This window comes from Bacillus sp. 16GRE42 (assembly GCF_019837435.1).
In the GTDB taxonomy this organism is placed as follows: domain Bacteria; phylum Bacillota; class Bacilli; order Bacillales; family Bacillaceae_G; genus Bacillus_A; species Bacillus_A wiedmannii.
On the sequence record NZ_JADAXF010000002.1, the window covers coordinates 312,703 to 334,901 of the forward strand.

Genomic DNA, 22,199 nt, shown 5'->3' on the forward strand with positions numbered 1-22,199 from the left:
CACCCTTCTTATTTATCTTTTTTGCCATTGTGACGTTCGGTTACGAAGTGCTTTCGTTCCCCATTCATATACAACTCTCACTACAATATTTGTAACAACAATAAGTACACTCATTGCAGCTGCTGGTGCTACATTTCCTGCATCATCCATATTTACAATTGATACGGCAGCTAGTTTAAAATCAGCTGCATACAGGAATACAACTGCTGAGACAGTTACCATTGAATTTACGAAGTAGTACATTACCATTTCTAAAATGGCTGGTAAACACATCGGTACCGTAACTCGAAAGAATGTTTTATAAAACGGTATCCCCATCGACTGTGAAACAAGTTCAAACTCTCGATCTAATTTCTTTAAAGCTGTCGTTGCCGTAACAAATGTTACAGAATAAAAATGAATGATATTGACTAGTACTAGCACAGCAATTGTTCCGTATAGAGAATGGAACGGGTTCGTTACGGAAAGTCCAAAGATTTGTATTGTTGGTTGACTAAAGAAGAAGACGTAGCCTACCCCAAGTACTAAACCTGGTATCGCTAAAGGAACGATAGAGAAAAAGTAACCTGCTTTTCGGAAAAATTGTAGCTGATCTATTTTCTCAATCGCATAAGCGAACATAAATGTTAAAACCGCTCCAATTACTGCAGTAATCGCTGAAACAATTACGCTATTTTTAAATGCTCCAAGTCCATCTCCTGTTAAACTGGAAAAATTGAAATGCTCAAATGTAAAGCTCATATTATATGGCCATACTTTCACACTTGCAGCAATACCAACTGCCACAAATAATAGAATGATCATAAGCGTTACTACGCTACAATATACGAATGAAATAACATCTCTTTTCTTATTATTTATTATTCTGTAAGGTACTGATTTGGAAGATAAAAGATTCGCCTGCTTTCTTTGCGTAATGCGATCAACTGCAAAGGCAAATATAGCTGGGATTAATAAAATCATTCCGACAGTTGCACCCATCGGCATATTTTGCTGCCCAATTACTTGCTTATATACGTCAGTAGCAAGTACATTATATTGCCCACCAACAATTTTTGGTGCCCCAAAATCAGTGAAACTAAGTGTAAACACAACGAACATCGCACTAATTAATCCGTACTTTACACTAGGTAAAGTAACAGTGAAAAATTGCTTTGCTTTACTCGCTCCTAACATATTAGAAGCTTCATATAAACGATAATCAGAGCCTTGAAAAGCAATTAATAATATAAGAAATGCTTGCGGAAATGTATACATGACTTCAGCCATTACAATTCCTACTGGTCCATATAAAGGGATTTGTATCCCTTCAAACAAACCAAACATTCCTTTCGTTACTAACCCTTGATTACCAAATAAATATGTCAGTGCGATACCATGCATCATCGTAGGTGCGAATAATGGTAACAACGCAATATATTGAAATACACGCTTTCCAAACACATTCGTACGAGCGATCGCATAGGCGTAAGCGAAAGCGAGTGTCACTGCAATAATTGTTGTCGCGCCCGAAATCCATATCGTATTTTGTAATGATTGAACTAGCGTTGGTGTTGTGAAATATTTACTGAAATTCGCAACACCAATGAAAGCTCCATCTTTATCATAAAAAGCTTGTGTAAACAATTGTAATAAAGGTAATACAAGCATGATCAAAAACGCGAGAAGCATACCAATAATTAATAGTCTTTGTATCCACTCTTCTTTACCGATACGTCTCTTAATCTTTTTTTTCGTACTTTCTACCTTGAAATCTTCTAACATCTCCATCTATACAATGACCTTCTTTCCATATGACAACATATGATTTTCTGAGAAAGAGATTTGAATCGGCTTTCCTTTTCTAATTGCGGTTGCTTCTACTTCTGATGCCAATATATCCACTACAATTTTCTCGTTATAAAGATGTGCTTTTTCTTCTACGACTCGCACTTCCGTCCGATATACAGATCCGCGAAATTCCATGTTTTCAACAACCGTTTTAATACCATCCTTTTGTACAACTGTTACATGCTCAGGACGAATTGCATGTTCTTCATTGTTTTTCGAAAAGAAATTAATAGAACCAATAAAATCTGCCACAAACGGATTGGCTGGTCTTTGATAAATCTCCTCTGGTGTGCCAATCTGCATAATTTCCGCATGATTCATTACAACAATTTTATCGGCCATCGTTAATGCCTCTTCTTGATCATGCGTAACCATAATAGTTGTTACTCCTACTTTTTCTTGCAAATCACGCATTTCTCTACGTAACTTTTCACGCACTTTTGCATCTAAAGCAGATAACGGCTCATCGAGTAACAAAATATCCGGAGACAGAGCGAGCGCACGTGCAAGTGCTACTCGCTGCTGTTGTCCACCAGACATTTGAGCAGGATATTTATCTTTTACATTCAGCAAATCTACAAGTTCTAACGCCTCTAACGCTTTCTCTTTTACTTCTGCTTTTCCATATTTTTTTGTCTTTAAGCCGTATTCAATGTTTTCAAGTGCTGTTAAATTCGGAAATAATGCATACGATTGAAACACCATTCCGAAATTCCTCTTTCCAGGAGGTAATGCTGTAATATCTTTTCCATCCACAGCTATACTACCTGTTGTTGCCTCTTCTAGCCCTGCTAAAATTCGAAGCAATGTTGTTTTCCCACAACCACTTGGGCCTAATAAACATACAAACTCATTTTTTTTCACAGTAAAAGAAATATCTTTTAACGCTGTAAATGCATCAAACTTTTTTTGAATGTGTTGAATTGATAAATATTCGCTCATTTTTTCTCTCTCCCACTCACTTACTTACTTTTTCGGTTCTGCTTTTTGGCCAAAATCTTTTTCCCATTTTTCTAAAATTTTGTCACGATTTTCTGCTGCCCACTTAAAGTCATTCTTTTTGTATAACTTTTCTGTCACATCTTTAGGGAATCCATCTGGAAGTTTATAATCATTTTTAATTGTCGCAAATCCATTTTTCTCGAAGTATAACTTCATTACATCATCAGTAATTGCCCAATCCAAAAATGCTTGCGCTAATTTTTCATTTTTTGCATTATCTTTTTTAATAAGTGCGTTCGCTTCTACTTCCCAACCTAATCCTTCTTTCGGCAATACAACTTCAACCGGTGCACCTTTTTGTTTCTCTTTCAAAGCACTATAAACCATTGATACGCCAACTGGATATTCACCTGCGCCTGCTAATTTCGCTGGTTTTGAACCTGAATGAGTATAAGTTGCCATATTATCATGAAGTTTCTTCATGTAATCCCAGCCTTTATCTTCACCCATAATTTGTAACCATGCAGAAACTGTTAAAAATCCTGTTCCAGAAGAAGCTGGATGTGGCATAACAAGCGTTCCTTTATATTCTGGTTTCGTTAAGTCTTCGTATGATTCTGGCATCGGTAAATTTTTCTTCTTTAATTCTTCTTTATTTATAGCAATCCCCGTCATAAATGCCGTATTACCTACCCATTTTTCTGGTTGCTTATCATCTTTAAATTGCGGAAGAACACGATCTGCGCCTTTTGGAGAGTATCCTTTTAACATATCTTTTTTATCTAAAGCTAATAGACTAGACGCTGCTGTTCCCCATACAACATCTGCTTGTGTATTTTTTCCTTCAGCTAGCAATTTCGCTGTAATAACTCCAGTTGAATCACGAACAATGTTCAGTTTCACATCTGGATACTTCTTTTTAAAAGAATCAAGATAAATTGGTACAAGTTCTTCTTCAATCGCTGTGTAAACAGTTAATGATCCATATAATTTATCATCCTTTACTTTTGCCCCAGCACTTTCTTCTTTCTTTGCACCACACCCCATTAATAACGAAAATACCATTCCAGTTGCTACAGCTTTAAAGATTGTTTTTTTCACTGTCTCTCTCTCCTTTTATAAATCTTATGTACAACTCAAATATAAACAACTAGTGTAAAAGCAGTATTAAACCAACATTAATCTTTTGTTTGTTGTTTGTTTTTGTGTAATACGTTGCTATTTCTATGTTTTTTCGCATTTTTCTGCCAATAATGAACACTAAATTTACAAATAATTAAAAAAACCTTTATAATCCCACAAAAAAATGAGGCGTTTGTAAAAAACGCCTCATTTTTGTTTACCTTTTTTTGAATTACGATTTGCATACTTCGCGCTATTTTCTCCTTCATACTCTAATGCAAATTCTGCATCTGGTAAGCTTTCTTTCGGAGTTTTATTATTGTTGATTGCCGCATTTTGTTTCACTTTTCTTTTTACCAATACATTCACCTGCTCTCAAGAATTCACTTTCTACTCTAGTTTGAAGCAACATTAAATAATTATTACTGGCAAGTGTTAACAAGTACATAAGAGCCGCTAGATGGAAATACTACCTATGAAGAAAGTATTATAAAAGGGGCGATTATTTTGAAGAAGAAAGATAAAATTCAGTCACCAATTTTAGATGAAACGCTCCCGCATCAAATGAATTTCCCATCTTTTAAAGGAACAGGAAAGAAGATGCAACAACCTTTCATAAATCAATATGACGTCGTAATCGGAGACAGTAAATATGATTCCGAGAATAGTCCACTTCACAATTGGACTGATGAAGTAGACCCTGCCATTATGGCTGGAGAAGAATGGATTCATCCTACAAATGATATTGGGTGGATTTCAGAAGAAAATCAAGAGTTGCTAAAAAAAGAAGTGGATAATAAGAATGACGCTTTTATGCATCCGCAATTTGGCATTAACGACTAAAAAACCATTCTACCTCACATAGGTAGAATGGTTTCATACTATCCAATAATAATTCTCTCTTTCGGGTATTTATAGCGAGGTGGCTGTTCTCTTCCCCCACTAGCCAGTATAAATGTTAAAATACCGACACGCCCAATAAACATAAGTACAATGAGTACAAGTTTACCAACAGTTGTTAAATCTGGCGTAATACCTGTCGATAGCCCTGTCGTCCCGAAAGCAGAACACACTTCAACAATTAAACTCATAAGCGGTACATTTTCCGTAATAGATAAAATAAAGAGTGCTGTGGCACATAATAAAATCCCCATCGTCATAACGACAGATGCTTTTAGCACGTCCTCTTCATGTAACTGACGTTTGAAGACTCTGACCGTTCTTCCACCTCTTGCAAAAGTGTATAACGATAATATACTAACAGCAAATGTTGTTGTACGTATTCCGCCCCCAACCGAACTTGGAGATGCCCCTATAAACATTAATATACTCATAAATAAAAGCGTCGGTTGTGACAATTCACGTATATCCATTGTAGCCAGTCCACCACTTCGCGTCGTCACAGATTGGAATAATGTATAAAAAACTGTTTCATGCCATGACTTTCCTGCTAAAAACTGATTTCGCTCTAGTAGAAAAATCATAATTGTTCCAACGATAACGAGTGCAAAAAATGTCGTTGTCGTCAATTTTGTAAACAACGAAAAGCGGAATAGTTGCTGTCTCCTTTTACTAAAGAATTGCTTTACTTCCATTAACACCGGGAAGCCAATCGCTCCTAAAATAATAAGTAACATATGAATCATTTGCACAATATAATCTTTTTTGTACGGAATTAGTGATTGTCCAGTTAAATCAAATCCTCCGTTCGTAGTTGCACTAACAGCGGCAAAGAAACCGTGGAAATAAGCTTCTTGCCAAGTTGGAAAATAAAGTAGAAATCTTGTACCTAATAGTATTGCTCCAATAAGTTCTATCGAAATAATTACAATTAAAATAGAACGCATCAATTCTACAAGGCCTGATAAATTCCCTTGATTATGGTCTGCCATAATGAGTCTTCTTCTCTGCAAACCGATTTTTTTCCCCGTTATAATCCAAACAAATGTACCAAGTGCCATAATTCCTAAGCCGCCTAATTGTAAAATAAGGGCTAACATAATAATTCCTGCCGTAGTAAATGTATCTGAAATTGTAACAACAGACAGTCCCGTAACACTTACCGCACTAACAGATGTAAAGAGGGCATCGATAAATGTCCATTTCACACCAGCCTTCGTAACAAACGGGAAACTAAGCAATATCACCGATACAACTACTGCTAATAAATAAAACAAAACAATAAGTTGTACAGGACGTAATTTTTGTAAAAACTTTTTTATATCTCTCATTCCATCACTTCGCTACCTTTTTTTCTATCGATTAAATAAAGAAAAATCTTCACTTTCTTTATTTGTAAATAACTGCTCAAATAATTTGGCAAATACCATTCCATACACAGTTCCATTACCTCCATACGGCAATGCGTAAAATAAATTATGTATCTCTTTGTCTTCTTTTAAAATAGGGAGACCATCATGACTACCGCCAAATGCTGCCGCCCAATAGTACTCTGCCTGTATATTCTTATACTGCGGGAACATCTCTTTTACAATGTTAATAAGGATATCACGCTTATGCAATAATTTCGTATCACCGATTGTTTGAATTTTCATCGCTTCATCTAATCCGCCTACAATAATACGGTTTTGATACGTTCGAAAATATAAGTAAGGCCGTGCTGTTTCCCAAATTAATGATTGTTCATGCCAGCCTTCAAATGAATCTACCTTATTTGTCACCACTGCATATGATGTTTCCACTGTTGTATTTTTTTCTTTCTTTCCGAAAAGTGCTTCATATCCTGTCGCCATAATAATATTCTTTGCTACAATTTGATTTCCTGTTTTCGTGTAACAAATTAAATCATTTTGGCGTTTTTTTATATGTATGGCCTCTGTATGCTCAAGTATAGTAGCTCCCATTTGATTTGCTTTATGCAAAAGGCTATGCGCTAATAAATACGGATTCACTTCGGCATCACCATGCGTATATAACGCTGCTTGTTTTATAAATGAATACTTCTTCTTCATATGTGAATCGGTAAAATATTCAACCGGGAATCCATAATGGCGTAACGTATTATATTCTTCTTGTAAAAACGATACATCCTCATTTCTACTTGCATAATACAAACTACTTCGTGGAATAAACTGGGGATCAATATCGAGAGTCGGTACAACTTGCTCCATTGTTCGTAACGCTTCGTAACATAGCTTATATGCTCGTACCCCTTTTTTTTCACCAAATGTATGGATAAGTGAGGTTAGCGGTTTATCATGAAGAAATTGTAGTAAACCTGTATTAGCAGCTGTGCTACCACATGCGATTGCTCGTTTTTCAATGAGCGTAACACGCATTCCAATTTTCGCTAACGAATAAGCTATATGAGCACCTGCTTCTCCGCTTCCGACTACAAGCACATCACATATCATATCATTTTCTAATGATGGATAACAAGGTATAGAAACTCCTGTATTCCAAAACAACTTACCAGTCATAAGTTTCATAATTATACTCCTAAAATATAAATTTCTCCTTTCTATCTTTTGTTATTTCCCATAAAAAAATCCAACTAACATACGCTAGTTGGATTTTTTATTTTTAATTAGAACGCTCCTCCAGCCAATTTCCAACCGTCGGATATGTTTGTTTTACCGCTGTTCCACCGTAAACGATCGACATATGTCCCGTTGGTAAACATACATATTGTTTATCTGTGCTAGAAATATGATCTAGCAAAGCTTCTACTTGGCATGGCAGGGCAATATGATCACGTTTCGCAGAAATATTTAAGACATTCGCCTTAATATTTGCAAGGTCTACCTTTTGTCCGCGAATAACGAGTTCACCTTTCACTAATTTATTATTTTGATAAAAATCACGAATCCATTGTCTATACGATTCACCTGGGAATGGAATACCGTCACCAACCCACTTTTGAACTAATTTCCAGCTTTCGACGAAGCGCTCATTTTCTGAACGATCGAGTAAAGCAACATATGGACCTACAAAGTTTGTAATTGGTTTTAACATCTTATTTCCGAAATCAATCATTTCTGGCGGAATATTTCCGAATGTATCAACCGCTTTATCTAAATTGAAGTATTTCTCATCTAATAAAGGACCGTATAATCCTGTTTCGGAGAAATCAAAAGGACTTGTCATAAAGATTAAGTTACGAATTGGCATGTGCGGATGAAGTGCTGCATAAATAGAAGTTAGCGTTCCACCCATGCAATAACCAAGTAAAGAAATCTCGTCCGATTTCGCAGTTCTCATTACTTTCTTCACTGCTTTTGCAATATAATCAAACACGAAATCATCAAATTTCAAATGACTATCTTCTAAACCAAATGTGCCCCAATCAAGCATATACACATCAAAACCACGATCTACTAAATATTCCACTAAACTATTTCCTGGAGTTAAATCCATAATATACGGTTTATTAATAAGCGCGTATATTAATAGGATTGGAACTCTCTGTGTTTTTTCTTGTTTTGGAATGTAACGATACAGCTTCGTTTTATTCTTCGTCCAAATAACTTCTTTCGGTGTTAAACCAACTTGTGGTTCTGGTTCGCGTAATAAAACTTCGCTCGCTCTTTTCACACGGCGATATGCTTTACGATATTCTTCTGGGTACAACTCCAATTGCTTTTCCCATTCCGTTACGAATGTAGTCATTTTTCTATCTCCTTTTCGGTCGATTTATTTCTAAAAAAAGAAGTGCATTCCTGCTATGGATATGCACTTTTTTCTTACTTCATTACATGTATAATCCGCCGTTAATGTTTAATTGCTGACCTGTGATATACGCACCGTCACGGCATAGATATACTACACCTTTTGCAATTTCATCAGCTTGACCAAAACGTTTTTTCGGGATTTTCGCAACGATTTTTTGACGCACTTCTTCTGGTACTTCTGCTACCATTTCAGTATCAATAAATCCTGGGCAAATTGCGTTTACAGTTACATTTGTTTTTGCAAGCTCTAATGCTAATGATTTTGTAAATCCTAACATACCTGCTTTTGCTGCAGAGTAGTTTGTTTGTCCAAATCCACCAGCTTGGCCAATAATAGAAGAAATACTAATGATTCTTCCTTCTTCTGCTTCCGATATGTATGGAAGTACCGCGCTTGTTGTATTAAATACACTGCTCAAGTTCACGTCAATTACGCGCTCCCAATCTTCACGATTTAATTTTTTGAATGTACGATCTCTTGTAATACCAGCATTATTAACAAGAATATCAACTTTACCAAAATGATTCACAGCTTCTTCTACAAGTCTGTTTGCATCTTCTACTTTAGAAACATCCGCTTGAACTGCATAAACGTCATGTCCTTCTTTTCCTAATTCATTTACTAAGTTTTCAGCTGCTTCTTTACTGCTGTTATAGTTAATAACTACTTTTGCTCCCTCTTGTGCTAATGCTACTGTAATTGCTTTTCCAATTCCTTTTGCCCCACCTGTTACGATTGCTACTTTGCCATTTAATTGAACCATTTCTTTTCCCCCTTAAATGAATTTGTGAACGATTGTTATGAATCATTTTGGTACTCATATGAATAGAGTCCATATATTAATTATGTTTCGTTGTTTATATATGAAAAAGAGATTCTCCCTTTCCCTTTTGCACGTTATAAACAAACGCTATTATCATTTTTTATTTTCCGGCTTATTCGCAGGTTTTACTTCTTCTTTTGCAGGTACTTGTAGTTTCTCTAGTACTGCATTTTGCTTTTCTAGTAACTCTAAAATTTGATCAACTTTCGTTTCTAGCGTGCGAATATCTTGTTTTACTTTCGTAACATCACGCTTTAATGTAGGAGCTTGTCCTAATGAATCCACTTTCTCTTCTAGAATTTCCTCAATGTTATCAACTTTATTTTCTAAATTGATAACAAGCGTAGCTACTCTAGCGATATCCTCTCTCGTCGGCACATTCACCTGTTCTAAATAATTTTTTGTCGTATCATTTAATGCTTTTTGATAAAACAAATTCAAATCTAGAACGCTGCCCATCCAAGCAGAATATTCTTCTGTTTTAATTGTTTCATTGAGCGCTTTTCCCCAAAATGTTTCGGTTTGTTCATAAGCATTTTTCCATGCTTGCAATGGATCGAATTTTTGATCAATCACTTCGCCTACACTCCCTTTTTCGTTTTTGAAACAATTCAACCTATTCACTATTTTCTAATATTCTGAATAAAACTTCAAGTCTATATTTTATTTTTCTTTATTTTCCAATAAATGTGTTGACATTAAAAACAGATAGGTGTAAATTGCACTTATAAGCAAAAAATTCCATCTAACTGATTCATGAGGTGATGCACAATCATGCTACATAATGAACCAGAACACCCAGAAAGTTTGGAAAAAAACCAAGCGAAACAACCAAACTCCATGCCAAAAAACTTCTTAGTTCCTTTCTTACTTCTCTGTCTAAAAGACTGGAGTCTTCATGGTTACAAACTCATTCAAATGCTAATGGACATCGGCTTTTCTTCTGTTGACCAAGGTAATGTGTATAGAACACTACGCAAATTAGAAAAAGAAAACCTTATTTCTTCTACTTGGGATACAAGCGAAGGCGGGCCAGCGAAACGAATTTATTCTTTAACAGAATATGGAGAGCAATATTTAACAACATGTGCGACTTCTTTTGAACATTATCAAAATATGTTGCGGACGTTTTTTACGTTATACACCAATGCATTCTTTCCATTTTCTACTTCTCCAGAAAAGGATGAAAAGGATTCTTCATCTTCACCTGGTGGTACAGCAGAGTAATCTGCGTTCACAATATGCAAAAAAACATTTGGAGGTCAAACAATGGAAACTAAGCCATACGAATTAGTCGATGCATTTTGGAAAAACTGGTCTCAATCTCTTTCCCTCTTCTCTTCAGCTGGGAAACAATTAGAGCAACTTACTTTAGAAACTTTAAAACAACAACAAGACGCTTTGCATAAATTAACATCAGGAGTAGATGAACTAGAAAAAGAACTACAACAATTCACTGCTCAGTTCAATAACCAATATACAGATTACGTGAAGCAATTAACTGGAAACTCCTTAAATGATCAAATTAACGAGTGGCAAGGAAAATGGAATGAACTTTCTACTCAAATGCACCAACTTACTGTTTCTCCTACGAAAACATCTTTGTCTATTCTTACTCAAACTAGCGGTCAATTTGAAGAAACAACAAAACAATTTATCGAACAACAACAATTACAACGTGACGAGGTTCAAAAACAGTTAGATGTTTTTTTGGGAGAGTTCAAGTCCAAACAACTAGAACTCGCAAAGCAGTTCGAGGAAAACTCAAAAAATTTATTTACTTCCATCAAGTAAGAAAGATGTGGGAGCTAACTGCAGCACAAACAAAACTCTTTCTTCCTCCTACTACATCAAGATGGCTGGCATTTTTCGATATGGAAAAGAAGGAGGCCAAAATGAATCCATTTCAAGAAGCACAAACTGTTCCGGAGCTTCGTTATGATGAGATTCAAGTCGGTGATCAAGCATCCCTTACAAAAACTATTACGGATGAGGACGTTATTAATTTCGCAAAATTAACTGGAGATGTGAATCCTATTCACATTTTAGATTCTTTTGCAAAAACGACAATGTTTAAAGAACGTATTGCTCATGGCATGCTCGTTTCCAGTTTCATTTCGACGATTCTTGGAACGAAACTCCCTGGCAAAAACACGATTTATTTATCTCAAAACGTTTCATTCCGTGCTCCTGTCAAAATTGGTGATACACTTCGCGTTGTGGCAGAAGTCATTAAAAAACGAGACGATAAAAAAATCATTACGTTGCAAACAAACATATATAATCAATCCGGTGATATTGTCGTGGAAGGTACAGCGACAATACTGAAAAAAGAGTAGCAAATTTGCTACTCTTTTTTCTATCCAATAACTTCTAATCACACCGATTACTTCCGCGTATGAGTACGTCGTTTCCACATAAAATAACGTTACCAGTTTAGATAGGTACTTAGCTGAACTGGACTACTTATAAGGATGTGTATCAACATGGTAAAAACAAACAAATTACTAGTTCCAGGTGCAGAACAAGCGCTTGAACAATTTAAATATGAAATCGCACAAGAATTCGGTGTTAGCTTAGGTTCTAATACAGCATCTCGTTCTAACGGTTCAGTTGGCGGTGAAGTAACGAAACGACTTGTTGCTTTAGCTCAACAACAATTACGTGGATAATACTATACCATATGGCTTAGAGGCAGATATTCTCTGCCTCTTTCTATTTTTAACATACATAATCGTGCTTTTTCACATACTAGTAAGAGCAAACTGAAAGGAACGATATGTAACATGAAACGGATTAATATTAGCATGAGTCCTCCCCGTGTTCTTACTTTGTCTTTTATTATGTTATCAATTATCGGTACATGCTTATTAAAGCTACCAATTGCTACAACAACGTCTATTTCATGGCTCGATGCTTTATTTACAACCGTTTCTGCTTGTACGGTTACAGGGCTTGGTGTTGTAGACACAGGAAAAGTATTTACCTTATTTGGCCAATGTGTCATTTTAACGCTTATACAAGTGGGCGGACTTGGCATTATGAGCTTTGCCGTTTTAATTGCGATTATGCTCGGCAGAAAAATTGGTCTTCAAAACCGAATTTTACTGCAACAAGCGTTAAATCAAACGAACATTGGTGGCGTCATTCGTCTTGCCAAAGCATTATTTTTATTCTCTTTTACAGTCGAATGTATCGCTACTTTAATTCTTTCTTTTGAATGGGTACCAAAATACGGGATTGCTAAAGGGATCTATTATAGCTTTTTTCATTCGATCTCTGCTTTTAACAATGCTGGTTTTTCTGTGTGGAGCGATAATTTAATGTCCCATTCTCATAGCATTCTTGTCAATCTCGTTATTTCCTCCCTCATTATTTTAGGTGGAATTGGTTTTACAGTAATCGTAGATATAAAAAGAAAGAAAAATTTTAAAAACCTTACATTACACTCAAAACTTATGCTCTCTTCTACTCTAATCGTCAATATTATTGCGACTGTTTTTATTTTTATATTCGAGTTCCACAATTCCCTTTCTATGAGAGAATTTACCCCATTTGAAGAAGGAATGGCCGCTTATTTCCAGGCGGTTTCAACTCGTACTGCCGGGTTTAATACAGTTGATATTTCTGCATTATCAAAGCCTTCCCTACTATTAATGATGCTCCTTATGTTTATTGGCGCTGGTAGTGCTTCAACCGGTGGTGGAATTAAGTTAACAACATTTTTAATCATGTTTTTTGGGGTGTTTAAATTTTTACAAGAACAAGATGATATTGTCGTTTTTAAAAAATCTATTAAAGATACTCTCATTGTCAAAGCATTGACCATCACTATTATTTCCATTTCATTTATCTTTTTTGCTATTTTAATTTTAAGTATTACTGAGCGAGTTCCTCTATTGATGAGTGCTTTCGAAGTATTTTCAGCATTTGGGACTGTCGGTCTCAGTATGAATTTCACACCACACTTAACTATGATCGGAAAAGCTATTATCCTCTTTATGATGTTTTTTGGGAAGATGGGACCTTTAACATTGGCTTTTTCATTTGCACGTAAAAAGAACCGAAAAATAAAATATCCGAATGAAGATATTTTAACAGGTTGACAACCGTATAAATTATCCATATAATGAGAGTACAATAGCATATCTCCAAAGGGGAGTAGCGTCCAAGAATATTTCTTGGAAACAAAGTCGTCATTACGTAGAACTTAGTTCTTCCGGCTTTGTTGGCATTTTCATTACATATGTCTAGCAAGACCTTTGCCTATTAACGGCAGAGGTCTTTTTTGTATTAATTTCCAAATTCTTCCAAAGTTAATAGGCAGGAGTATGGGGAAACTAAATAGTGGGGAAATTCTTCACTTATTTAGTACTTATAGAAATGAGAGGAGAATGTACATGGATGTATCATTATTATTGGAGTATGGTTGGGTATTACTCATCCTAATTGCACTAGAGGGGATTTTAGCGGCTGATAACGCTCTCGTTCTTGCAATTATGGTAAAACATTTACCAGAAGAAAAACGAAAGAAAGCACTATTTTACGGATTAGCAGGGGCATTTGTTTTCCGTTTCGGATCGCTATTTATGATTTCGTTCCTAGTCGACGTATGGCAAGTGCAAGCAATCGGTGCCATTTATCTTATGTTTATCGCTGGTAATCACTTATTTAAAACGTATGTTAAAAAGAATTCGGATGAAGACACAGAAGAAAAAGAAGCAAAGAAAAAACAAGAGAACTTTTGGTGGACTGTATTTAAAGTTGAGGTTGCTGATATCGCCTTTGCAGTTGATTCAATTTTAGCTGCTGTTGCATTAGCAATGACTTTACCAAAAACAGGCTTAGGTACAATTGGTAGTCTTGATACTGGGCAATTCGTTGTTATCTTTGTAGGTGGACTTATCGGATTAATCATTATGCGATTTGCAGCAACTGCTTTCGTACAAATATTAAAACGTAAACCAGGACTTGAAACCGCAGCATTTTTAATTGTAGGTTGGGTTGGTGTGAAATTAGCAATTTATACATTAGCACACCCTGCATTAAATGTAATTCCGCATTCATTCCCAGAATCTACGCCATGGAAACTTACATTCTGGATTGTATTAGTTGGAATCGCAGTTGGTGGCTGGTTCTTCTCGAAAGAAGTAGAAGTAAAAGTAGAAAAGAATTTAGACGAAAAAGCGCTGTAATTACAGCGCTTTTTTTTCCTTCCCCCTCTCAATGTCCAGAAAAAATTCCATTATACTATCTTTTGTAAACGTTTTCTTAATGTATGTATGTCCTTTTTGTGAAACATTGCACAAACTTATTGAAACTAAGAACAATTCCATGTACTTTATTCATATAAGGAGTATTTATAGATGATGTACTAAAGGAGCGTATTACTCATGCTAGAACAAGGATTAGATTATGTTGTCAAACTGGCAAAGAGCAAAAAACAAATGCTAGATACAAACCCGATGCAATATTTCATTCGTGCCGCACTTGCGGGTATTTATATCGGTTTTATTATTGTACTATGTTTTAAATTAGGTAACTTTTTTCACATTGCAGATTCACCAACAACTTATTTAGCTGCTTCTATGTTTTTCGGAATTGCTCTCGTTCTTATTATATATGGCGGTGCTGAATTGTTTACTGGAAACACAATGTACTTCACTGTAGCAACTTTAAGAAAAGAAACAACGATTTCTGATACACTTCGTAACTGGTTCGCTTGTTATGCAGGGAATTTAGCTGGAGCTTTATTCTTTGCCTTACTATTTTATGCAACTGGAATTTTCGAAGCAATTGATCACGGCCATTTCATGAATAAAGTAGTAGAAGGAAAAATGAATACACCTACAATGCAATTATTCTTTAAAGCAATTTTATGTAACTGGCTTGTATGTCTTGCGTGTTTCTTACCTTCTCAAGTTAAAGGTGATACAGCAAAAATTATGATGATGATGCTACTCGTTTTCACATTCTTCTTATCTGGTTACGAGCATAGCATTGCAAACTTATCACTGTTTGCTCTATCTTTAGTTTCACCGCATCCGGAGACAATTTCTTTTGCAGGTGCTATTCATAACTTAATTCCAGTTACAATTGGTAACATTATTGGCGGGTCCGTCTTTGTCGGTATGGTATACCATTACTTAACAAAGAAAGTACCTGACGTGAAACAAGAAGAAACTGAATTAGTAGCAGCTCAACAAGAAGAAATCATTCCGTTACAAGCACATATGAAACATTAAAAACTCCAAAGTTTTACTTTGGAGTTTTTAGCTCCCCACATATTTAACAACAAGGCGCGGATTAATTTCTCCTTCTTCCTTTCCCTTATTAATTCTCTGTTTCATCTTGTGCATACCGATGACATCATTCGTATGAAGGTGAATTTCATTTACATATAAACCCTCTTTACAAAAAGCCTCTAGAAAATCTAATCCATTTCTTTCCCCCCATCCCATATTAAAATTAAGGGAAAGAATATTCACATCATAATCCCGAACCATGTGCAAAGCACATTCTACTGTAGTGGCGGGCACATACCCGTACGGACAACTTCTTTGATCATCCATATATACATTCATTTTCTATCCCCTCTCTATTTTATATACGTGACCAACATGTAACATATTGCTCCAAGACTAATAAAAGGACCGAACGGAATTTGGCTCCTCATTTTCATACGTTTTAATACTATACCAACTCCAAAGAAACAAAGACTAAAGCAAGATGCTAAAAATAAGATCATAAAAATCCCTTTCAGTCCCACTATAAATCCAAGTAACGAAAGTAATTTTATATCCCCTCCACCAAGCCCCTCTGGATATATCTTTTGCATGCAATATAACAAAATGAATATAACGCCACTACCAACTATACTATCTGTCCAAGTCACTAACGGTACAAAAATACATTCTAAAATGAGTAAACAGGCAAACCAAGCTAAAATACGATTTGGGATTAACATATATATGTAATCTGTAACTGAAATAATAAGAAGTAGCGAAAATAGCGATAAAATGATGATAAGCTCTCGTTCCACCCCAATCATATATACAGTAAGAAAAAATATCATTCCGGTTACAAGTTCAAATACTACGTACAAAATTGAAATTTTCCTCTTACAATTCGTACAACGTCCCCGTTGTATACAAAATGAAATGATTGGGATCAATTCTTTTGGCTTTAGCACATACTTACAATAATGACAATGTGAACGAGGGGTAATGATAGACTCACCTAGCGGCACTCTCATCGCAATTAACATAAAAAAAGAACCAAACACCATCCCCACTAACAATGCATATAAATAAGTGAACATCCCTTCCTCTCCTTTCCAGAAGAACATAGCAAAAAAAGGAGAGAAATTCTACTTCATATTATTTCTATTCTATTAAAAAAGCAGGCCATTTTCTGGCCTGCTTTCCCCTCTTTTATACGATGAAATATACTGCTTTTAATGGTCCGTGTACTCCGACAACAAGATTCATTTCAATATCTGCCGAGTTACTAGGTCCTGTAATAAAGTTAATACAAGATGCTACTGCCTCGCCATTTTCTACACGTGTGTTCATATCCTGAACAGCTTGTGTAATACGAGGCACAAGTGTTTCACGTGGAATAATAGCAAAGTAAATAGTTGGTAAAAAGTGTAAAGAACGACCTTGACCTTTATGACTTTGTACAACAATCGTACCAGATTCAGCTAAAGTATAATCACTAAATGCGATTCCAATATTCGCTCTTTCTGCGATACGCATATTCTCTTCTTTTTTCTCAGGATCCCATACATTCACTTCAACATTTTGCTTTGGAAGCTCTTCTTTAAATAAAGAAGTCAATCCATAAGAATCAAAACGTTCATCTGCCGATAACATAATAGGTCCCCCGCCGTTTTCCACGATTACTTTTTGAATATCTTCACGTAAACGGTCGTTTGTCGTTTCCACTACAGTTGTATGAATGTTTGTACATTGATTTTTAAATACTTCTAACAATTCTTCTTGTGAATAATCTTTTAGCGTTTCTACATTCACATTACTTTTCCATGCTGGGCGCTTTACGCCTTCCGTTTTCCGCTCACGTCCAAGTTCTTTTGCAATATTATCTAGAAAGGACTCACGGTTTTGAATTAATCCTGTCATTATTTGTCCCCGCCTTTCTTATGATCTTTATACCAATCACGGAATCGTTCTTTACTTGGAGCCGGGAATTCACGAATATCTGTCCAGTTTTTAAGTGGCCCAACACCTTTTGATACACGGTTGCCAGATGTAAATGGACTCATTGCTGCTGGCGCCATTTTTGATCCCATTTTATATAAAGCTGCTGAAGATGCACCCATACTAAACATTTTCATTGCTAATTTTTCTGCAAGTGGTGCACGTCCTTCTTGCTCAACAATTACTTGACGATGTTTTAATAATAAATCATGCAATGGTATTTTTACTGGACAAGCTTCTGTACACGCTCCGCATAAACTAGAGGCATATGGAAGCTCTTTGTAATCATCATATCCGCCTAAAAGTGGTGTTAATACCGCACCGATTGGTCCTGAGTATATAGAACCATACGAATGTCCACCAACGTGACGATATACAGGACATACGTTAACACAAGCAGCACAACGGATACATTGCAATACTGAGCGGAATTCAGATCCAAGAATTTGAGAGCGACCATTATCAACAACAACTAAGTGGAATTCTTCTGGTCCATCTACTTCCTCTTCTTGAATTGGTCCCGCTACAGTTACATAACTTGTTAATTTTTGCCCTACTGCACTACGACATAGTAAACCAACTAAAACATCTAATTCTTCCATTGTCGGAACCATACGTTCCATACCCATTACTGCAATTTGAGTTTTCGGAATCGACATAACAAGATCGGCATTACCTTCGTTCGTTACTAAACAAAGAGAGCCAGTATTTGCAACTGCAAAGTTACAACCTGTCACACCAATTTCTGCATCCATAAATTTCTCACGAAGTTGTTTACGAACAAACTTTGTCATTTCATATGGATCATCAGAATTTTCATAGCCAAGCTTTTCTTTAAATACATCACGAATTTGCGTTCTGTTTTTATGAAGTGCGGGCGCAATAATATGTGAAGGTGGATCGTTATCAACTTGCAAGATATACTCTCCTAAGTCACTTTCTAACACTTCACAACCAATCTTTTCAAGGGCATGATTCATACTAATTTCTTCAGTTACCATTGATTTTGATTTTACAACTTTCTTCGCTTGTTTCTTTTTTGCAACGTCTTGAATATACTTTGCTGCTTCCTCTTTCGTTTTCGCAAAGTACACATGTCCGCCTCTTTTTGATACATTTTCACTTAACTGCATTAAGTAATAATCAAGATTTTCTAACGTATGTTGGCGAATTTGTTCACCTAGTTCACGCCACTCTTCCCAGTTTCCTAATTCGTCCGCTGCTTTTAAGCGATTCGTATATAAGCGCGTTTGCGCAGAAGATACTGCTCCGCGCATAAAAGAATCTTGAATTCCATCGCCAACGCGATCATTAAATTTTTTCTCACTGATTTTCATAGACATAGCTTATGTTCCCCCTTCATGAGCGACTATTTAGTACCTCAGCAATATGCATTACTTTTATTTCTTTTCCTAAACGCTCAATACGTCCGCCAATGTTTAACAAACACCCACAATCTGCACCGATTAAATAATCAGCACCTGTTTCCATTGCACTATCTACCTTTTCATCTACCATTTGCTCAGAAATTGGAGTCATCTTCACTGAAAACGTTCCCCCAAACCCACAACAATTTTGTTCGTTTGGCAGTTCTCTCACAGTTAATCCTTTTACATTTGATAATAAAATTCCTGGTGCCTCTTTTACTCCAAGCAGGCGTGTCATATGACAAGATTTATGAATAGTTGCTATCCCTGGTAAGCTTGCACCAACATCTGTCACTTTTAAAACATCTACAATAAATTGTGTAAATTCATATGTTTTATCGGCAACCTTTTGTGCACGTTTAGCCCACTTCGGATCATCTTTAAAAACATGCGGATACTCATGAAACATTGTCGCACAAGAACCAGATGGTGTAACGATATATTCTGCATCTTCGAAAGTTTCAATCATATGTTTCATCGCTTCTTTTGCTGCTTCTACATGGCCGCTATTATAAGCAGGCTGACCACAACAAACTTGTGCTTCTGGAAATTCAATTTCACAACCTAAACGCTCCAACACTTCAACTGTTGCTTTGCCGACGTTTGTTTCAAACATATCGACTAAACAAGTAACAAATAAAGTAACTTTCATAATTATTACTCCCCCTTTTTACAACTCCACCAACAAACATATGGTCATCAGATGACTAAGGAAAGAAGAAGTAGGCTCAACCATGGCCTACCCTCTCCCCCTTCTAAAGAAAACGCTTACTTAATCTTTCTCTATTTTATCAAAAAATTTGATTTTTAAAAGATTAAATTACGAATTTATATCGTTTTTACCTGTGACAATATGTTCTACATTTGTTAAATGATCTAGCATTGCTTGCTGCGCTAATTCTACATCTTGCTTTAACACTGCATCATATATAACTTGATGCTCTTCTATAAGTCGTTCTGATGTTGTTTGTTCACCATATAAAATAATGCGTCTTGATTCACCAATCGTTTCAGCAATCATCTCTGAAACGTGATTCATGAGTTCAAGCAAAATGTTGTTATGCGAAGACTCCGCAATTCCCATATGGAACTGAAAATCTGCTTTTTCGCCAGCCTTTTCATCTCCAATGCTCTTTGCCATTTCATCTAACCAATGCTTCATATTTTGCAAATTATCTTCCGTACGTTTTGCCGCAGCTGCTCGAACTGCCCCCACTTCAAGCACCTTTCGTACTTCTAATAAGTTCAAAATATCTTCTTTCTTCATTAATAATTTATTGTTTAATGATTTTGTTAATGAAGAAGAATCGAAATTCTTCACATATGTACCTTCTCCTTGTTTCATCTCAATTAAGCCCATTGCTCTTAGCGCACTTAGCGCTTCACGAACAGCAGATCTACCAACTTGAAACTGCTCAGCTAATTGATGTACAGGAAGTAGTTTGTCACCAGGTTTTAACGTACCATTTTTAATCATTGTTAAAATAGCTTCAGATACTTCTTCGTAAATCTTTTTCGGTTTAATAGATTTGTACTCCAGTTAAATCACCTCAGTATCTTCCAAACAACAATTGAAACGATTTATAAGAACTTTGCATCATAACTATTTTAGAACGAATTGGTAAGAAGTACAAATGTTTTGTTCATAAAATCGTCAAATTTTTAATATTTATTTGATATCAATTTATATGTATTCCTCTATTCATTTGTACTCATGAAGAAAAGCATGTCCTTCACGTTAGAACATGCTTTCTTCAACTTGTATTTTCAATTTAATACTAACCGTCGTTCCATGCCCTTTTTCACTTTCAATTCGCCACTGTCCATCATGTATATGAACAATTTGTCTGACAATGGCAAGGCCTAAACCTGTTCCACCATGTTGACGACTTCTCGCTTTATCAACGCGGTAAAAACGTTCACCAAGATTTTCTAAATGCTCTGTTTCAATACCGATTCCTGTATCTTTTATGTTTAATTCACAGTAATCATCTATCTGCCTGAGTGTTATCATAATATCCCCGTTTTGGTTTGTATACCGTATCGCATTATCTAACACGTTATGAAGCACTTGTTGCATGCGATCCTCATCAATCATTACAATGATTTCTGGATTTAAATTTGTTGAAATACGAATTTTCTTTTCTATAAACTTAATCTCATACGTATCTAACACATCTTCAATCAGTTGTGAAAAAACGATAGGTTGTTTCTTTAGCGGAAAATGTTCACCTTCTAATTGTGCTAAATCTAATAAATCATGAACGAGACGCTGCATACGACCCGCTTCTTTATGAATGAGCTGTGTTACTTTTTCCTGTTGTGGTCCCTTCGCTACGCCATCTAAAATAGCTTCACTATATCCTTTTATATAACTAAGCGGTGTTCTTAGTTCATGCGAAACGTTAGCTAAAAATTCCTTACGCTTTACGTCTTCTGTCTCTAAAGAATTTGCCATTTTATTAAATGCTTTTCCTAATCGTCCAATTTCATCTTCAGAAGAAATTGTAATCCGTTCTGAGAAATCTCCCGTAGCCAAATGATTGGCAACTCGTTCCATTTGCGAAAGCGGTCTCGTAATAGCAATAATAATCTTTCTACCAATCCATATTGTCAGTAAAGTCATAGCAAGTGCTAACGGTGCTAAAATAAGGCCCATATCATATATTAAGTCTTTTATACTTTTTAAAGGAATATAAGAATATACAATGCCAACTAACTTTTTATTTTCTAAAACAGGGATGACAACCCCCATAATATTTCGGTCAAAATGTTCCTCATACCCTATCTTTGTCACAGTTTTTCCATCTAATAATGCTTGCCTGTCCCCTTCACTTATAAGAGAATGATGATGCACATCAAAAGGTAAACACGCGCTTAAATCACGCGGATTAGATACGAAAAGAACATCTGAACTAGATATTTGATCAAATGCTCTTACTTTCTCTTCAAAAGTTGCTATTCCTTCACTCTTATCATATTGCGCAGCAAGACGCTTGCCTTCCATTACTAATGAATCTTTTAAATTATCAACGTATAGTTTTTCATACGAGTATAAAGATACAAAATAAAGAAAGGAAACTGTTACACATACTGCACATACTACTGTAAGCCAAAGCTTCTGTACCATCGTAAACATAC

General features: G+C 35.8%; 24 protein-coding genes and 1 riboswitch. Of the genes, 8 read left to right on the forward strand and 16 right to left on the reverse strand.

Going from position 1 to position 22,199, the window contains the following annotated elements; all coding sequences use genetic code 11:
* Positions 1–12: 12 nt before the first annotated feature.
* The 4 genes from ILS93_RS13925 to ILS93_RS13940 form a co-directional block, all read right to left on the reverse strand.
* A complete protein-coding gene (locus ILS93_RS13925; RefSeq protein ID WP_142315487.1) occupies positions 13–1,770 on the reverse strand; it encodes a putative 2-aminoethylphosphonate ABC transporter permease subunit in 1,758 nt (585 codons plus the stop codon).
* A complete protein-coding gene (locus ILS93_RS13930) occupies positions 1,771–2,772 on the reverse strand; it encodes a putative 2-aminoethylphosphonate ABC transporter ATP-binding protein (protein WP_064476731.1) in 1,002 nt (333 codons plus the stop codon).
* Positions 2,773–2,796: 24 nt separating this feature from the next.
* Positions 2,797–3,873, reverse strand: coding sequence for a putative 2-aminoethylphosphonate ABC transporter substrate-binding protein (locus ILS93_RS13935; protein WP_064476732.1), 1,077 nt, complete (start codon positions 3,871–3,873; stop codon positions 2,797–2,799).
* A gap of 228 nt (positions 3,874–4,101) precedes the next feature.
* On the reverse strand, positions 4,102–4,254 hold the full coding sequence (locus ILS93_RS13940; protein WP_000240799.1) for a hypothetical protein: 153 nt from the start codon (positions 4,252–4,254) through the stop codon (positions 4,102–4,104).
* 147 nt (positions 4,255–4,401) lie between these two features.
* Between ILS93_RS13940 and ILS93_RS13945 the strand changes: the two genes are divergently transcribed.
* Positions 4,402–4,737 carry a DUF3905 domain-containing protein gene (locus ILS93_RS13945; RefSeq protein ID WP_002070938.1) on the forward strand — a complete coding sequence of 112 codons (336 nt, stop codon included), beginning with the start codon at positions 4,402–4,404 and terminating at the stop codon, positions 4,735–4,737.
* Positions 4,738–4,775: 38 nt separating this feature from the next.
* Here ILS93_RS13945 and ILS93_RS13950 read toward each other — a convergent pair whose 3' ends face one another.
* The 5 genes from ILS93_RS13950 to phaR form a co-directional block, all read right to left on the reverse strand.
* Complete coding sequence (locus tag ILS93_RS13950; RefSeq protein ID WP_001204688.1) at positions 4,776–6,125, reverse strand: TrkH family potassium uptake protein; 1,350 nt, start codon at positions 6,123–6,125, stop codon at positions 4,776–4,778.
* A 24-nt stretch (positions 6,126–6,149) separates the two neighbouring features.
* The gene (locus ILS93_RS13955; RefSeq protein ID WP_064476734.1) at positions 6,150–7,343 is read right to left on the reverse strand and encodes an NAD(P)/FAD-dependent oxidoreductase; all 1,194 of its coding nucleotides are present in this window, start codon (positions 7,341–7,343) and stop codon (positions 6,150–6,152) included.
* A gap of 94 nt (positions 7,344–7,437) precedes the next feature.
* The gene (gene phaC, locus ILS93_RS13960; protein ID WP_000206842.1) at positions 7,438–8,523 is read right to left on the reverse strand and encodes a class III poly(R)-hydroxyalkanoic acid synthase subunit PhaC; all 1,086 of its coding nucleotides are present in this window, start codon (positions 8,521–8,523) and stop codon (positions 7,438–7,440) included.
* A gap of 82 nt (positions 8,524–8,605) precedes the next feature.
* The gene (locus tag ILS93_RS13965) at positions 8,606–9,349 is read right to left on the reverse strand and encodes an acetoacetyl-CoA reductase (RefSeq protein ID WP_000250411.1); all 744 of its coding nucleotides are present in this window, start codon (positions 9,347–9,349) and stop codon (positions 8,606–8,608) included.
* Between the two features lie 153 nt (positions 9,350–9,502).
* Positions 9,503–9,985: a polyhydroxyalkanoic acid synthase subunit PhaR gene (gene phaR / locus ILS93_RS13970; RefSeq protein ID WP_000566955.1), complete on the reverse strand. Its 483-nt coding sequence runs from the start codon at positions 9,983–9,985 to the stop codon at positions 9,503–9,505.
* Between the two features lie 198 nt (positions 9,986–10,183).
* Between phaR and phaQ the strand changes: the two genes are divergently transcribed.
* The 7 genes from phaQ (at position 10,184) to ILS93_RS14005 (ending at position 15,654) form a co-directional block, all read left to right on the forward strand.
* The gene (gene phaQ / locus ILS93_RS13975) at positions 10,184–10,636 is read left to right on the forward strand and encodes a poly-beta-hydroxybutyrate-responsive repressor (protein WP_000903018.1); all 453 of its coding nucleotides are present in this window, start codon (positions 10,184–10,186) and stop codon (positions 10,634–10,636) included.
* Between the two features lie 42 nt (positions 10,637–10,678).
* A complete protein-coding gene (gene phaP, locus ILS93_RS13980; protein ID WP_000448584.1) occupies positions 10,679–11,203 on the forward strand; it encodes a polyhydroxyalkanoic acid inclusion protein PhaP in 525 nt (174 codons plus the stop codon).
* 101 nt (positions 11,204–11,304) lie between these two features.
* Positions 11,305–11,748 (forward strand): MaoC family dehydratase, encoded by a 444-nt coding sequence (locus ILS93_RS13985; protein WP_001067917.1) that lies wholly within the window; start codon positions 11,305–11,307, stop codon positions 11,746–11,748.
* Positions 11,749–11,895: 147 nt separating this feature from the next.
* Positions 11,896–12,081 (forward strand): alpha/beta-type small acid-soluble spore protein, encoded by a 186-nt coding sequence (locus tag ILS93_RS13990; protein WP_000241212.1) that lies wholly within the window; start codon positions 11,896–11,898, stop codon positions 12,079–12,081.
* 114 nt (positions 12,082–12,195) lie between these two features.
* On the forward strand, positions 12,196–13,515 hold the full coding sequence (locus ILS93_RS13995) for a TrkH family potassium uptake protein (RefSeq protein WP_088048358.1): 1,320 nt from the start codon (positions 12,196–12,198) through the stop codon (positions 13,513–13,515).
* Positions 13,516–13,553: 38 nt separating this feature from the next.
* A riboswitch (yybP-ykoY riboswitch) is annotated at positions 13,554–13,719 on the forward strand.
* A gap of 90 nt (positions 13,720–13,809) precedes the next feature.
* Positions 13,810–14,604, forward strand: a complete 795-nt coding sequence (locus ILS93_RS14000; protein ID WP_000383306.1) for a TerC family protein — start codon at positions 13,810–13,812, stop codon at positions 14,602–14,604.
* Positions 14,605–14,802: 198 nt separating this feature from the next.
* On the forward strand, positions 14,803–15,654 hold the full coding sequence (locus tag ILS93_RS14005; RefSeq protein ID WP_222660692.1) for a formate/nitrite transporter family protein: 852 nt from the start codon (positions 14,803–14,805) through the stop codon (positions 15,652–15,654).
* Positions 15,655–15,681: 27 nt separating this feature from the next.
* Here ILS93_RS14005 and ILS93_RS14010 read toward each other — a convergent pair whose 3' ends face one another.
* The 7 genes from ILS93_RS14010 to ILS93_RS14040 form a co-directional block, all read right to left on the reverse strand.
* A complete protein-coding gene (locus ILS93_RS14010) occupies positions 15,682–15,993 on the reverse strand; it encodes a cyclic-phosphate processing receiver domain-containing protein (protein WP_064476736.1) in 312 nt (103 codons plus the stop codon).
* 14 nt (positions 15,994–16,007) lie between these two features.
* Positions 16,008–16,730, reverse strand: a complete 723-nt coding sequence (locus ILS93_RS14015; protein ID WP_000495729.1) for a prepilin peptidase — start codon at positions 16,728–16,730, stop codon at positions 16,008–16,010.
* Between the two features lie 112 nt (positions 16,731–16,842).
* The gene (locus ILS93_RS14020) at positions 16,843–17,553 is read right to left on the reverse strand and encodes a LutC/YkgG family protein (RefSeq protein ID WP_222660694.1); all 711 of its coding nucleotides are present in this window, start codon (positions 17,551–17,553) and stop codon (positions 16,843–16,845) included.
* Complete coding sequence (locus ILS93_RS14025; RefSeq protein WP_064476738.1) at positions 17,553–18,974, reverse strand: LutB/LldF family L-lactate oxidation iron-sulfur protein; 1,422 nt, start codon at positions 18,972–18,974, stop codon at positions 17,553–17,555. Before ILS93_RS14025 ends, ILS93_RS14020 begins: the two co-directional genes overlap by 1 nt.
* Positions 18,975–18,990: 16 nt before the next feature.
* Positions 18,991–19,710, reverse strand: coding sequence for a (Fe-S)-binding protein (locus ILS93_RS14030; protein WP_000869144.1), 720 nt, complete (start codon positions 19,708–19,710; stop codon positions 18,991–18,993).
* A gap of 168 nt (positions 19,711–19,878) precedes the next feature.
* Positions 19,879–20,568 (reverse strand): FadR/GntR family transcriptional regulator, encoded by a 690-nt coding sequence (locus ILS93_RS14035; protein WP_254913065.1) that lies wholly within the window; start codon positions 20,566–20,568, stop codon positions 19,879–19,881.
* Positions 20,569–20,796: 228 nt separating this feature from the next.
* Entirely contained in the window at positions 20,797–22,197 is a 1,401-nt protein-coding gene (locus ILS93_RS14040; protein WP_098102702.1) for a sensor histidine kinase, read from the reverse strand.
* Between the last annotated feature and the right edge of the window lie 2 nt (positions 22,198–22,199).

Coding starts and splice junctions, on each gene's coding strand:
- ILS93_RS13965 (WP_000250411.1), bottom strand. CDS start 9,349: ATGGTTCAATTAAATGGCAAAGTAGCAATCGTAACAGGTGGGGCAAAA.
- ILS93_RS14020 (WP_222660694.1), bottom strand. CDS start 17,553: ATGACAGGATTAATTCAAAACCGTGAGTCCTTTCTAGATAATATTGCA.
- ILS93_RS14025 (WP_064476738.1), bottom strand. CDS start 18,974: ATGTCTATGAAAATCAGTGAGAAAAAATTTAATGATCGCGTTGGCGAT.
- ILS93_RS14030 (WP_000869144.1), bottom strand. CDS start 19,710: ATGAAAGTTACTTTATTTGTTACTTGTTTAGTCGATATGTTTGAAACA.
- ILS93_RS13990 (WP_000241212.1), top strand. CDS start 11,896: ATGGTAAAAACAAACAAATTACTAGTTCCAGGTGCAGAACAAGCGCTT.
- phaQ (WP_000903018.1), top strand. CDS start 10,184: ATGCTACATAATGAACCAGAACACCCAGAAAGTTTGGAAAAAAACCAA.
- ILS93_RS13955 (WP_064476734.1), bottom strand. CDS start 7,343: ATGAAACTTATGACTGGTAAGTTGTTTTGGAATACAGGAGTTTCTATA.
- ILS93_RS14040 (WP_098102702.1), bottom strand. CDS start 22,197: ATGTTTACGATGGTACAGAAGCTTTGGCTTACAGTAGTATGTGCAGTA.
- ILS93_RS13930 (WP_064476731.1), bottom strand. CDS start 2,772: ATGAGCGAATATTTATCAATTCAACACATTCAAAAAAAGTTTGATGCA.
- phaC (WP_000206842.1), bottom strand. CDS start 8,523: ATGACTACATTCGTAACGGAATGGGAAAAGCAATTGGAGTTGTACCCA.
- ILS93_RS13950 (WP_001204688.1), bottom strand. CDS start 6,125: ATGAGAGATATAAAAAAGTTTTTACAAAAATTACGTCCTGTACAACTT.
- phaP (WP_000448584.1), top strand. CDS start 10,679: ATGGAAACTAAGCCATACGAATTAGTCGATGCATTTTGGAAAAACTGG.
- ILS93_RS13995 (WP_088048358.1), top strand. CDS start 12,196: ATGAAACGGATTAATATTAGCATGAGTCCTCCCCGTGTTCTTACTTTG.
- ILS93_RS13985 (WP_001067917.1), top strand. CDS start 11,305: ATGAATCCATTTCAAGAAGCACAAACTGTTCCGGAGCTTCGTTATGAT.
- ILS93_RS14010 (WP_064476736.1), bottom strand. CDS start 15,993: ATGAATGTATATATGGATGATCAAAGAAGTTGTCCGTACGGGTATGTG.
- ILS93_RS14015 (WP_000495729.1), bottom strand. CDS start 16,730: ATGTTCACTTATTTATATGCATTGTTAGTGGGGATGGTGTTTGGTTCT.
- ILS93_RS13925 (WP_142315487.1), bottom strand. CDS start 1,770: ATGGAGATGTTAGAAGATTTCAAGGTAGAAAGTACGAAAAAAAAGATT.
- ILS93_RS14005 (WP_222660692.1), top strand. CDS start 14,803: ATGCTAGAACAAGGATTAGATTATGTTGTCAAACTGGCAAAGAGCAAA.
- ILS93_RS14000 (WP_000383306.1), top strand. CDS start 13,810: ATGGATGTATCATTATTATTGGAGTATGGTTGGGTATTACTCATCCTA.